Raw genomic sequence first — 12,629 nt, 5'->3', positions numbered from 1 at the left:
ACATGTATCCTCCGTAACGGGGGAGGTTATATTGGCACCTGGGCTCTCTGTAACCCGGGAAGCGGGAACGGTAACCAGGGTAACGGGGGCGGGAATCAGGGCAACTATGTGAACCCCAACCTAGGCAACGGAACCGAGCCCGAAGCGGCGGCCGAAGAGCCCGACCCCAGCGGCCAGGCCCCCGCTGCGCCGTCCCCGCCTGCCCCCGAAGCACCCGGACCGTCCGTACCTGCTCCGGCCGCACCACCCGGTGAAGGTGGGGCGCCGCACGCTCCAGTGGCCCAAAGCAGTGACGCGCCGGTACCCTCGCACGACGTCACACCCACCAGCGCCACGGACGCCCTCCCCGCGCCGAATCTCCTGTCGGTAATCGGCGGACTCCTCGCGCTAGGAATAGCCGGCGGCGGATCGGCCGCGCTGAGCTTTCAGAGCGCGGCACAGGCGCAGGCCCGTGTCACCGCGGCGCGAGCCGAGTTCTTCGGCCCACGTCCGTAACCCACCCGCCGAACACAGGCCTGCTGTCCTGTCACGCGCAGCCGCGATGCTGACCAATGTGGGTGACGCGCTGAACGGCCGCTGAATCCCATTGCGGCCTGCAACATTTCGGCGCTGTATGACGATGCGATGCTCATGCAACCGATGACACGTCGCGACGAGCAACAGCAGACCTCCGGCTTCGGGGAATTCACCGTGGTGGATGTCGAGACCTCAGGACTCCAGCCGCGGCGACACCGGGTGCTATCGGTTGCCGCACTCACGTTGGACAGCACGGGGCAGGTGACCCGTGAGTTCCACAGCCTGGTGGATCCCGGGTGCGACCCGGGTCCAGTCCATGTCCACGGTCTCACCGCCGAGGTGCTGCGCGGCTCACCGCGATTCGCGCAGGTGCACGAGCAACTGTCGTCGATGCTGGACGGCCGGGTCCTGGTGGCGCACAACGCGGTGTTCGACTTCGGCTTCCTCGCGACGGAGTTCCAGCGGGCCGGCGGGATACTCCCGGTTCAGCGGCGACTGTGCACGCTGGCTTTCGCCCGTCGGGTCGGACTGCCGACTCCGGACTACAAGCTGGGTACGCTGGCCGACTACTACGGTGTGCCGCAGCAGAAGGCGCACGACGCTCTGGACGACACCCGCGTCCTCGCGAACGTGCTGCGCGCGCTGGTGGCCGATGCGGCCCGCCTTGGCATCGCCCCGCCCCTGCTGACGTGCACGCCGGACACAGACAGCCCGGCGCAGACTGCGTGGGTGACCGAGCGCCGCGGCCCGAAGCAGTCGTGTGTGTACGCCTACCCGGGGCGCTGGGAGCCGGATGGGCCACTGCGCCAGGGCATGAAAGTCGCGTTCACCGGGGAAACCCGAGTCCAGCGCGAGGAGTTGGTAGCGCGGGCTGAAGCCGCCGGGATCGACGTGACGAGCATGGTCAGCGGCCGGACGAGTGTTCTGGTCACCAACGCGCCCGATTGCGGAACAAGCAAGGCGATCAAGGCGATCCAGCACGCGACGCCTACCGTCGACGAAACCCGTTTCCTCGAGCTCCTCGCAACAACCGAGCCGGGAATTCCCCGGGAGGGCCAGCACACCAAGGTGCCCCCGCGCCGTCGAATTACCAGGCCCGCGGGCAGGCTGGCGGGACGCAGGGTCCTGGTCCTCGGCGGCACCCACGACGAGGCCACCACGAGCAGAACCCGGATTGTGGAGCTCGGCGGATCGGCGGCGGTGAACCTGTCCGCCTCGGTGACGGATCTGCTGCTTCTCGCGGGCGGTGACACCGATCGTCGAGTACGGAAGGCAACTGAGCTGGGGCTACCTGTCCACGGAGCCGAACTGTTGGAGCCGACGGCGCCGACAGCTCCCGAATCTGCGCCGGGCAGAGTGGAGCCGTCAGCCTCCGAACCGACCGTGCTGGCGCGGGGCCAGGTGGTAGACCTGCCGATGGAGGCGGAATCGTGGACCGTGCGCGCCACGTGGAACCAGCTCGGTCACGCGGCCGTCGACCTGATCGCCTTCCTGGTCGACAGTGCCGAGAAGGTCGCCGCCTCCGGCGATTTCGTGTTCTACAACCAGCCGGAAGCCGGTGGGGCCCGGCTCTCCGAAGAGGGCCCCACCGAGCAGTCCATCACGATATCCCTCGATGACCTTCCCGAACACTGCACCCGCGTCGTCTTCGCGGCCGCCATCGACGCTCCCGGCGTCACCTTCGGCGACGTCGGGGCGATCGAAGTCGACGTCGCAACCGGCCTCGAATCGGGCGCTGTGATCCGAGCGACCCTCGACGCGGCCACCGTCGAACGAACCCTGTTGCTCGCCGAGCTGTACCTGCGCGGCGAGACCTGGCGCCTGCGCGCCGTCGGTCAGGGTTACGAATTCGACCTCGCCGCCCTGGCACGCAAGCACGGGGTGGAGGTCGAATAGCGCATTCGTCGGCGCTCAGGCGCCGAAGCGGTCGGCGACCATCTCCTCGGTGAGTCCGTAGTCGGCGAGCGAGTAGTGGTGGGTGGGTTTGCGGTCGCCGGTGCGGCTTTCGTTGTCGAGGGCGGTGATGGCGGTGCGTGCCTCCTCGGTGAAATCGGCGCCGATCCGGGTGTAGATGCGTTCGACGACGCCGAAGGGGTCGGCGCGCAGGTCGTCGAACTCGACGTCGATGAAGGTGGCGTCGGTGTGGCGGGCGCGGGCCGCGGTGAATGCGGAGAGGCCGCGGGCCCACAGGTCGAGCTGGGTGCGGCCGATGGTCTCGCCGGTGAAGGTGGTCGACCAGCCGCGGGTGGCGTGTTCGTTGAGGCTGCACACCGACGGGATGATGGTGGCGGGGTCGCGGTGGGTCTGGATGACGACGGCGTCCGGGTAGACGGCGAGCAGGGCGTCCAGGCAGAACAGGTGACTGGGGTTCTTGAGAACCCAGCGGCGGGTGTCGTTCATGCCGATCAGCTGCAGGTTGCGACGGTGGCGCGCGTAGGCGGGCGTCCAGTCCTGGCCGGCCAGCCACCGCGAGTAGCTCGGGACGTAGGCCAGACATTCGTAGGAATGCGAGGTGCCCGACTGCCGCAGCAACTGCCAGCATTCCTCCACGTCGGAGGCGCTCATGTAGTGCAGGCCCATGAATTCGGGATTCTGCACCTGATGCTGCCGCAGGCCCGCGTCGATCTGCTGGTAGGCCGGATTCTCCGACCAGGTTTCGCGTGGCGGGCGTGGCTGCGGGAAGTCGGTCAGCCACATCTCCAGACCCTGGTTGGCCGGATCGGCCGCCAGCAGACGGTGCAGCGCGGTGGTGCCGGTCCGAGGCAGACCGGTGACGAAGATCGGCCGGGTGACGGGTGTGTCGAAGTAGCCGGGATTGGCCGCCCACGCGGCCTCACTCAGCGCGCGAGCGACGAGTGTGCCGCGCAGGAAGAATCGCGACATCTTGCTGCCGAGCTCGGTGAGCCCGGCCTCGTCGCGATAGGAGTCGAGCAGCACCTGCAACGCCTCGGTGTAGTCGTCGGTCCCGAAATCGGTGAGACCGGTGAGTTTGGTGGCTGAGGCGTGCAGGTCGGCCACGGTGCCGACATCGGTGCGCACGGTCATCGAAGGAAACTCCTTGCTCAGTTGTGGTATTCGCCGCAGTTGACGTCGAGGGTCTGACCGGTGATCGCCGAGGACCAGTCGGACGCGAGAAACACCACGGCACGGGCGATCTCGTCGGGCTCGGGCAACCGCTTCAGATCGGACTTCGAGGCGGTCTGTTCGTAGACCTGCTCGACGGTGATGCCGTACTTCTCGGCGACCTGACCGAAGTACCACTTCAGCTGGTCGGTCCAGATATAGCCCGGCAGCACACTGTTGACCCGCACACCCTTGCCGCCGAGCTCGGTAGCCAAGGTCTGCGACATCGCCAGCAACGCGGCCTTGGTGAGCTTGTAACTGCCGTACCGCGGTTCGGAATGCCGCACGACCATCGAATTGATCATCACCACAGCGCCTTTGGCCTCGGCGAGGGCGGGTGTGAACGCCTGCGTCATCCGCAGGCCACCCAGCACCGTCATGTCGAGGCTCGAGCGGATGTGGTCGAAGTCGGTACGGTCGAGCGGCTTCATCGACGGCACCGAGAACGCGTTGTTCACCAGCGCGTCCACCCGCCCGAAGGTCTCGACGGTCTTCGCCACCAGATTCTGGACCGCTGCCTCGTCGGTGATGTCGGTGGGCACGCTCAGCGTGGCGCCACCCGCCGCCTCGATCTCGGCGGCCACCTCGAGCAGCCGCGATTCGGTCCGCGCCGCCAGCACCACCGTCGCGCCCGCGGCGGCGGCCTCCAGGCAGATCGACCGGCCGAGCCCGGGGCCGACCCCGGACACGACGACGACTTTTCCATCCAACAATGCCCCGCTCATCCGAGCATCCTCTCTGCGAAAGCCCGCTGCCGGGCGGCGATCCGGTCACGCCAGCCGGCGGCGTCGATCCGGTTGTCTTCGATATGGGGGAGGTGCTGTGCGACCTCGGTGACCGGCACGAGGGTGACCGTCGGGCCGTCGGCCTCGGTCATCGGCCGGTCGGTGCGCTGCCACCGGAACTGCAGGATGCCCCGCGTGCGCCCGGTGGTCTCGATCCAGTTCGTGATGCCGGGATCCTGCTTGCTCACCACCATCCGGATCATCCCGTCCGGATCCACTTGCGCCTGCGCGTGATTGAGGCTGGTCTGGTGGTTGACGTAGTCCAGCGAGATGTACCAGAGGCTGCCCAGCTGGAAACCCTGATACGGCGCATCCGATTTCGGGACGGTGATCACCAGCGCCTGATCGTCGGCGAGATCGAAGTGCCCCACCGAGGAGTACTGGGTGCTCAGCCCGCCCGGGGTGAGCCGCGGCGTGGTGAGGGTGTTCACCGGCAGATCCAGGTAGAACCACTTCGGGAAGTTGAACCAGGTGTGCACCCGGGTGAGCAGCATCTTCGCCGCGGCGCCGTAGCGTTTGCGCATCCGCGCCAGATCCGGCTCGATCGGGGCGGTGCCGATCGTATCGACCCGTTCGATGCGGATCGAGCCCTTGCGCTCGGTCCAGTCGCTGTAGACCTCACGCACGGCCAGCATGGACGCCCCCTCACCGAGCGCGAAGTAGCCGGGGCCCGCGTCCGGCTTGGCAGGGCCGAACCGGATCGAGAAGCTGCCGTCCTCGGCGATCGGAATCCGCCGATCATCGAAGGCGTCCTCACCACCTGGGACGTCAGTCGCGGTGTAATCACCCTTGAGCACTTGGAAACTGAGGTCGACGGTGGTGCCGCGCACGCCGCTCACCAGGTACTCCGCGTCGGGCTCGATGTTCGCGTGGTAATAGAGCGTGTCCGGATTGTCCAGGCCCATCTTGGCGTACGGCCCGGTCGACGACACGAAATACGGATGGCTGGTGCCGTGCGCGCCGGAGAGCCGCAGACAGGCGGCGACGCTCGCGGCGAGGTAGTCGTAGCCCTCGGCGAGATCGGTCTCGCTACGCACGAATTCGGCGCCGGCGATGAGTTTTTCGGCCTGAGCCACCGCGGCCGTGAACGGCGCGGTGAGCGGCTCCGGTGGCGCGGTGCTCCCGGCTTCGGTGGCGGTACTGGAGTGGGTCAACGGTCTGCGATTCCTAGCTCTCGGAGGATATGGGCGGCGATGTCGGCGGGGGAGCCGAGATCGGGGGTGATGACGAGATCGGCGTGCTCGGGTCGTTCGTACGGCGAGCTGATGCCGGTGAAACCGGGCAGCTCACCGGCGCGAGCCTTGGCGTAGAGCCCCTTGGGGTCGCGCCGTTCGCATTCCGGCAGCGGCGTGTCGACGAAGACCTCGTGGAACGGCAACGTCCGCTCGGCGTGCGTGGTGCGTGCGCGGGCACGCTGCTCGGCGAACGGGCTGATCACCGACACGATGGCGACCGCACCCGAATCGGCGAACAATGCCGCGACTTCCGCGACGCGGCGCACGTTCTCGTCCCGGTCGGCGGGGGAGAAGCCGAGACCGGCGTTGAGGCCGTGCCGCAGATTGTCACCGTCGAGCAGGTAGGCCGCGCGACCCGCCGCGACCAGCTGACGTTCCACCTCGACCGCGATCGTCGACTTCCCCGAGCCCGACAGGCCGGTGAGCCAGATCGTGGCGCCGGAGTGCGTGCGATCCTCGCGGGTCACCGCCGAGCGGTGCCAGACCACCGTCGCCGGTGCGGCGTGCGCGCCGGTGTCGCGTCCGGTGACCATGCCCGCGGCGACCGTCTGGTCGGTCACCGGGTCGATCAGGATGAAACTGCCGGTGCGCCGGTTCTCCCGGTACGGATCGAACAGCAGCGGTTGCCTGCTGCGCAGCCGGACCCGGGCGATGTCGTTGAGCGACAACGCGTCCACGTCCTCGACCCGGTGCAAGGTGTTGACGTCGAGCTGGTACTCGATGGCGGTGACTTCCGCGGGTGAGGTCTGTGCCGCGGTGCGCACCAGATACCTCGCGCCCTCGCGCAACTGCGTGGTCTCGGAGAACCAGCACACCATCGCGTCCAGATCGGCGCCCTGTTGCGGGCGGTTGCCCGGCCTGGCCAGCAGATCGCCACGGCCGATGTCGATCTCGTCGTCGAGCGTCAGCGAGATCGCCATGCCGGTGAACGCCTCGTCGACCTTGGTCCCGCCCGGCCCCCAGATCTCGCGCACCCGCGAGGAATGCCCGGCGGGCAGCACCACCACTTCGTCACCGGCCTTGAAGATGCCACCCGCGACGGTGCCCGCGTAGCTGCGATGGTCGAGGCCCTGCTGAGCCCGGATGACGTACTGGATCGGCAGCCGCGCATCGATGAGATTGCGGTCCGAGGCGATGTGCACGTCCTCGAGGTGGCGCAGCAGCGGTGGTCCGGGATACCAGTCCATATGCCCGGAGCTCTCGACGACATTGTCGCCGAGCAGGGCCGAGACAGGGACGAAACTCAGGTCCCCGACCGTCAATTTCGCGGCGAACGCGGCGAATTCGGTGCGGATCTCCTCGAACCGCTCCTGCGACCAGTCGACCAGATCCATCTTGTTCACGCACACCACCAGGTGCGGCACCCCGAGCAGGGTGGCCAGGAAGGCGTGCCTGCGGGTCTGCTCGGACACCCCCGTGCGGGCGTCGACCAGGATCAGCGCGAGGTCGGCGGTGGACGCGCCGGTGACCATGTTGCGGGTGTACTGCACATGGCCCGGAGTGTCGGCGATGACGAACTTGCGCCGCGGTGTCGTCACATAGCGGTAGGCGACGTCGATGGTGATGCCCTGCTCGCGTTCGGCGCGCAGCCCGTCGGTGACGAGCGCGAGATCGGCCGAGTCGCCGCCGCGTTCGGTGCTCACCCGCTCGATCGCGGCCAGCTGGTCGTCGAACAGCGACTTGGAGTCGTAGAGCAGCCTGCCGATGAGGGTCGACTTGCCGTCGTCGACGCTGCCCGCGGTCGCCAGGCGTAACAGGTTGCGGCTCATCAGAAGTAGCCCTCTCGCTTGCGGTCTTCCATGCCGGTCTCGGAGATCCGGTCGTCGGCGCGGGTGGCGCCGCGCTCGGTCAGCCGGGTGGCGGCGGTCTCGGCGATCACCTTCGCCGCGGTGTCCGCGTCGCTCTCCACGCACCCGGTGCAGGTGGCGTCGCCGACGGTGCGGAAGCGCACGGTCGCCTCGAACGTGCGCTCACCCGGTTGCGGGGTGATGAACCGGCCCGCCGACAACAGCATGCCGTCGCGTTCGACGACCTGGCGCCGATGCGCGTAGTACAGCGTCGGCAGTTCGACGGCCTCGCGGTCGATGTACTCCCAGATGTCGAGCTCGGTCCAGTTCGACAGCGGGAACACGCGGATGTGCTCGCCCTGCTGATGCCGCCCGTTGTAGAGGTTCCACACCTCGGGCCGCTGCGCCCGCGGATCCCACTCGCCGAAACGGTTGCGGAAGCTGAAGACGCGCTCCTTGGCCCGTGCCTTCTCCTCGTCGCGGCGCGCGCCACCGAACACGGCATCGAAACGGTGTTCACCGATCGCCCGCAGCAAGGTGGTGGTCTGCAACGGATTGCGGGTGCCACCGGGGCGCTCCACCGAGCGGCCCGCGTCGATGTCGTCCTGGACCCGCGCGACCAGCAGCCGCGCGCCGGTGCGGTCGGCGGTCCGATCGCGGAACTCGATCACCTCGTCGAAATTGTGCCCGGTGTCCACGTGCAGCAGCGGAAACGGCAGCGGCGCGGGCCAGAAGGCCCGCCGCGCCAGGTGCAACAGCACCGCCGAATCCTTGCCACCGGAAAACAACAGCACCGGCCGCTCGAACGTGGCCGCCACCTCCCGGAAGATGTGCACCGACTCGGCCTCCAAGGCCGCCAGATGCGACAACTCGTACCCCGTCTGCACTGTTCACCTACTTCGTTCGCTGCTCCGGCGGCAGAATTTCCATCGCCGGGTTGCAATGTCGAATATTCGACGCTATTGTTCGATATTGTGACACCGACGATAAGCCGGGCCGAGCGTGCCGGTCAAGAGGCGACCGCTGATTCGGTGGGCGAAGTGGGTGTCGCATCACCGCCGACCCAGCGGGTCGTCAAGGTGCTCGAGCTGCTCTCGCGGCACCCGACCGATCGGCTGTCCCTGGCCCGGATCGTTCGCGAAGCGGGATTGTCCAGGGCCACCGCGCACGCGGTGCTCACCCAGCTCACCGCGGACGGCTGGACCGTGCGCGACGACGACGGCTGCTACGGCATCGGTCTGCGCCTGCTGACCGTCGCCCGCCGAGCCGAAGCGGCCTTCCCGCTGCGCCGCACCGCGGCGCCCCACCTGCGCGCCCTGTTCGAGCGCACCGGTGATCCGGTGTTCCTCGCCGAACGCGACGGGGACAGCATCGTGGTCACCGAGGTCGTCGGGAACCCGTCCGCGGGCTGGATCCGCCCGGGCCGCAGGCTCCCGCTCGCGCCGCCTGTCTGCCGTGAATTCGTCGCCTGGGCGCCCGAACCGGCCAGGCGGGCGTGGCTCGCGACCGCCGATCCGGTCCACCGCGATCGCCTGGCCCACGTCCTCGCCGAGATCCGTGCCCGCGGCTACTCGGTCGAACGGCTCGTCGACGATTCGACGCCGATGCTGGAAGTGCTGGCGGGCCTGCGGGACTCGCCGATCACCGCCGCGCTGCGCGCACAACTGGGCTCGGTCATCACCGAACTGATCACCATCGACTACCTGCCCGACGAGCTCGGACCCGAGAACGCCGTCGTCACCCTCGCCGCACCGGTGCGCGATGCGCGTGGCGCGGTGGTCGCCGCGGTCGTGAGCTGCCCCGACACCCGCTTGTCAGCGGCGGCGCTGAGCGATCTCGGCTCCGCCACCGTCGCCGCCGCCGACCGGATCAGCGCGGTGTAGCCGCCCGGCCCACGGCACCCGTCGAGGACGGTTCACCATTACGCTGACGGGTGAACCTGGCCTGACCCGCAGGACGGTCGCGGAGGCAGGTGGCGAGGGAGGACTCGACGTGGCAAACGACAGCGATCGCTGGTGGGAGGCGCCGGGCATGTCGGGGGAGTCCCCGCAGACCGGAGCCGACCCCTACTCCCAGCCCTCCATCCCGCAGCAGCCGGGCGGATATCCGCCGCCGCAGTACGGTGCGCCTCAGCCCGGGTACGGGCAACCGCCGTATGGCCAGCAGCCTTACGCGCCGCAGCCCTACGGCCAGCAGCCCTATGCGCAACAGCCGTACGGGTATGCGCCACAACCGAATCCGGGTCCGCCGCGCAGCGGAAACGGCGCCGGTGTGATCATCGCAGTGGTCGTCGTTGTCGCGTTGATCGCTGTCGTCGGGATCGCCGCCGTCGTGATCGGCACCAGCAGTTCCGACGACACCTCCGCCGCGGCGACCTCGACCACCGCGACGACGGTGAAAGCGGGACCGCTGACCGGCACGACCACCGCACCGGCGACGCCGGGTTCGAAGGGCGTCCTCGTCGCCTCCTATCGCGTCGCCTACGACGTGCCGTCCGCGTGGTCGGTGTCCGAGGAGTACGACACCATGTCCTTCACCACGGGGCTCGGCTCGATGAACGGCCGCGGCCAGGCGACCGAAGGCGAGAGCTACTGCCCCGGCTCGGCCTATCGCGCCATGGCGGGCGTCACCACGACCACCGAATCCGATCCCGCGGCCGCTGCCAAGGCCGTCGCGAAAATCGCTGCGGCAGGCGGATACTCGGACCCGACCGGAGGAAAGCTGACCTCACCGACCGCGCTCACGACCCAGAGCGGCGTCACCGGCCAGTTCGTCGAGAGCACGGGCCCCTGGAAGCCGACGGTCGCCGGCTGCACCGCCGACTCCTACTCGGTGTACACCTTCGCCTTCAAGAACGCCGCCAATACGTTGCTGGTGCTGACCCTGCTCGTCGACCGCAACGCCACCGGCGAACTCACCGCCGACCAGGCCAAGAAGATCATCACCAGCTTGCGCCTGGTCTGAGCTCCGGTCAGGACTGTTTCGGGAGCGTGGCCAGGTAGTCGGTGAAATCGGTGGCCGGGTGACCGGTCAGGGAGGGAACCGCGCCGGACACCTGGGCGAGGTCGCCCTGGGCGATCGCGGTGTAGGTGCTGACCCAGCCGTCGACTTCCCACTACGGTGCGTGGAAGCTCGCGCGGGTGTCGTAGGCCTGCTCGACGGTTTGGCCGACGAAACGGTAAGGGCAGCCGAGGACTTCGGTTATCGCGGCGGCCGCGGTCGGCAGGGTGAAGGCGCAGGGGTCGGTGAGGTCGAAGGTCTCGCCGGTGTGGGCAAATGGTTTCCGGCATTCGCCCAGGCTATGGCACCGTTCGCCCGGTTTCACGACTCGCTTCGCGCCGTGTCGACGCTGCGGTGCCGGCTCGCGGGTGGTGGAATCTGCGGGTGCGTGTATCGAGTGGAATAGCTGCTGTCGTTGCGGCCCTGATCATGATCCTGCCCGCTGTCGTCGCGGGACCGGCCACCGGCGCTGTTCGCGACACGGCGTGTGGTTCGACGCTCTCGTCTGCCGATATCGCCGACGTCGCACGGCTGTCGGATACTTCGACGATCACCGGCGCCGACAGCCTCGCGCGACTCGAGAACGCGGTGGACCGGCACCACCGGATCACCGAGATCCTCGTCGCCCACCGGGACCTGCGCGGTCTGTTCGCCGTCGGCCTCGACGGCGTCGAATACGCGGCCGTCATGCCGCTCCAGCGCGACCCCGCCGCGTTCGCGAACCGCGAGTACGCGCACGCGATCAGCACGGAACTCCTGCGCCGATTCCTCGACAACCTGCACGCCGAATTCACCGGCGGCGTCACCGAACCCCACTGGGCCCACTATTTCGCCCTCGCCCAGGACTGCGGCGTATCCAGAGCCCGCACCGCGATGGCAGGCTACAACGCCCATCTCACCGCCGACCTGACGTATTCGGTTGCGGCAGTGGGCAGTCGACCCGAGAACGCCCCGGACTACTTCAAGATCGTCGCGAGCATCGCCGCCGTCGGCGACGTGATCATCGACCGCACCAAAGCGGTCTACGGCGCCGACCTCGGCCCACTGTGGCGGTTCTACTTCGTCGGCGAAGGACTCGACCAGCTGTTCGGCGCCGGCGTCGCCACCGAGCAGATGCTCATCGCCGCCGACCTGGGTGCCAATACCGTCATCTTCACCAATGGCCTTGCCCTGCATGACCCCGCCCTCGCCCCTGCGGTGCGCGCGGAGGTCACCGCCCTGTGGCAGGCGGCCGACCTCGCCTTCGACGCACTGGCGCGGATCAACGCCCTGTGATGTGCGTCCGGCAACCACCGCCACCGATCACCGTCGCCAGAAGAAGTGATGCACCACCCCGCTCGGGCTCGGGATCTGCTCCAGATGAAAACGGTCGACGAGTTCTTCGGGAGTCGCCCACAACCTTTCACCGCGACCGAGTTCGACCGGCGCAACGGCGATATGCATCGTGTCGATCAGATCGGCGTCGAGGAACTGCCGAACCGTGGCGACACCGCCGCCGATTCGCACGTCCTTGCCCTCGGCGGCATCGAATGCCTGCGCCAGCGCGTCCTTCGGAGCCGCATCGAGGAAATGGAACGTGGTGTCCGCCAGCGTGAATGAGGGCCGCAGGTGGTGGGTGAGGACGAACACCGGTGTGTGGAACGGGGGTTCGTCCCCCCACCATCCTTGCCAGTCGCGGTTCTCCCATGGCCCTCGCTGTGGACCGAATTTGTTGCGCCCCATGATCTCGGCGCCGATGTTGTTGGTGTAGTCGCGAGTGATGTAGTCGTCGAGGCCGTAGGTTCCCCCGGGGTCGGTCCGGGTGGGCCAGTGCGCGGTGGCACCCGCCCAGGACATGAAATCGCCCGGATCGGCGTGGCCGAATGGGCGCTCGAGGCTTTGCCCCTCCCCGGCACCGTATCCATCGCTGGAAACGGAGAAGTTCTGAACGCGGACCAACGGTGTCATCGGAACCCCTTCTGGTTGCACAGTGCAATCGGTTGGCAAACTACTCACCCGAGACGACTACCCAAGCTACCGCTTGCGGAGCTGACCGCCGCCTATCACGAAGCAGTTGTAGGGAGCGGGTACGAAACAGCTGGATAAGCCGGTCGCGTGGTGCTGGTTCGTCGGTCATATGGTGGTGATCCAGGTCGCGATGTCGGTGACGACCTGCGGGTCGACATGCTGAGGTGCAACGTATT

The 12,629-nt window shown here is 68.1% G+C and carries 11 protein-coding genes; 4 read left to right on the top strand and 7 right to left on the bottom strand.

Annotated features, from left to right (window positions below; all coding sequences use genetic code 11):
• The first annotated feature begins 639 nt into the window (after positions 1 to 639).
• Positions 640 to 2,412 (top strand): exonuclease domain-containing protein, encoded by a 1,773-nt coding sequence (locus ACFWF2_RS31735; protein WP_379311179.1) that lies wholly within the window; start codon positions 640 to 642, stop codon positions 2,410 to 2,412.
• 15 nt (positions 2,413 to 2,427) lie between these two features.
• Here the strand turns inward: ACFWF2_RS31735 and ACFWF2_RS31730 are convergent, their stop codons facing one another.
• From ACFWF2_RS31730 to cysD, 5 genes are read right to left on the bottom strand one after another with little or no spacing between them, the layout of a single operon-like run.
• Positions 2,428 to 3,561: a sulfotransferase family protein gene (locus tag ACFWF2_RS31730; protein WP_379311178.1), complete on the bottom strand. Its 1,134-nt coding sequence runs from the start codon at positions 3,559 to 3,561 to the stop codon at positions 2,428 to 2,430.
• A 17-nt stretch (positions 3,562 to 3,578) separates the two neighbouring features.
• The gene (locus ACFWF2_RS31725; RefSeq protein ID WP_379311177.1) at positions 3,579 to 4,364 is read right to left on the bottom strand and encodes an SDR family oxidoreductase; all 786 of its coding nucleotides are present in this window, start codon (positions 4,362 to 4,364) and stop codon (positions 3,579 to 3,581) included.
• Positions 4,361 to 5,578 (bottom strand): hypothetical protein, encoded by a 1,218-nt coding sequence (locus tag ACFWF2_RS31720; RefSeq protein WP_379311176.1) that lies wholly within the window; start codon positions 5,576 to 5,578, stop codon positions 4,361 to 4,363. The genes ACFWF2_RS31725 and ACFWF2_RS31720 overlap by 4 nt, the downstream gene beginning before the upstream one ends.
• Positions 5,575 to 7,428 (bottom strand): adenylyl-sulfate kinase, encoded by a 1,854-nt coding sequence (cysC, locus tag ACFWF2_RS31715; RefSeq protein ID WP_379311175.1) that lies wholly within the window; start codon positions 7,426 to 7,428, stop codon positions 5,575 to 5,577. Before cysC ends, ACFWF2_RS31720 begins: the two co-directional genes overlap by 4 nt.
• A complete protein-coding gene (gene cysD / locus ACFWF2_RS31710) occupies positions 7,428 to 8,333 on the bottom strand; it encodes a sulfate adenylyltransferase subunit CysD (RefSeq protein ID WP_379311174.1) in 906 nt (301 codons plus the stop codon). Before cysD ends, cysC begins: the two co-directional genes overlap by 1 nt.
• 153 nt (positions 8,334 to 8,486) lie before the next feature.
• Here cysD and ACFWF2_RS31705 point away from each other — a divergent pair, with 153 nt between their 5' ends.
• Together ACFWF2_RS31705 and ACFWF2_RS31700 are read left to right on the top strand one after the other, a co-directional pair.
• Positions 8,487 to 9,329, top strand: coding sequence for an IclR family transcriptional regulator (locus ACFWF2_RS31705; protein ID WP_379311173.1), 843 nt, complete (start codon positions 8,487 to 8,489; stop codon positions 9,327 to 9,329).
• 109 nt (positions 9,330 to 9,438) lie between these two features.
• A complete protein-coding gene (locus ACFWF2_RS31700; protein WP_379311172.1) occupies positions 9,439 to 10,410 on the top strand; it encodes a hypothetical protein in 972 nt (323 codons plus the stop codon).
• 151 nt (positions 10,411 to 10,561) lie between these two features.
• Here ACFWF2_RS31700 and ACFWF2_RS31695 read toward each other — a convergent pair whose 3' ends face one another.
• Positions 10,562 to 10,771: a hypothetical protein gene (locus ACFWF2_RS31695; protein WP_379311171.1), complete on the bottom strand. Its 210-nt coding sequence runs from the start codon at positions 10,769 to 10,771 to the stop codon at positions 10,562 to 10,564.
• A gap of 59 nt (positions 10,772 to 10,830) precedes the next feature.
• On the opposite strand from ACFWF2_RS31695, the gene ACFWF2_RS31690 reads away from it, so the two are divergent.
• On the top strand, positions 10,831 to 11,721 hold the full coding sequence (locus ACFWF2_RS31690; RefSeq protein WP_379311170.1) for a DUF5995 family protein: 891 nt from the start codon (positions 10,831 to 10,833) through the stop codon (positions 11,719 to 11,721).
• Positions 11,722 to 11,748: 27 nt separating this feature from the next.
• Here ACFWF2_RS31690 and ACFWF2_RS31685 read toward each other — a convergent pair whose 3' ends face one another.
• Positions 11,749 to 12,393 (bottom strand): dihydrofolate reductase family protein, encoded by a 645-nt coding sequence (locus ACFWF2_RS31685; protein ID WP_379311169.1) that lies wholly within the window; start codon positions 12,391 to 12,393, stop codon positions 11,749 to 11,751.
• Positions 12,394 to 12,629: the final 236 nt, after the last annotated feature.

Origin of the sequence: Nocardia sp. NPDC060259 (assembly GCF_042728775.1) — a bacterium.
In the GTDB taxonomy this organism is placed as follows: Bacteria; Actinomycetota; Actinomycetes; order Mycobacteriales; family Mycobacteriaceae; genus Nocardia.
Note: the sequence above shows the minus strand (reverse complement) of the source record. Positions and strands in the feature narration are given on the sequence as shown.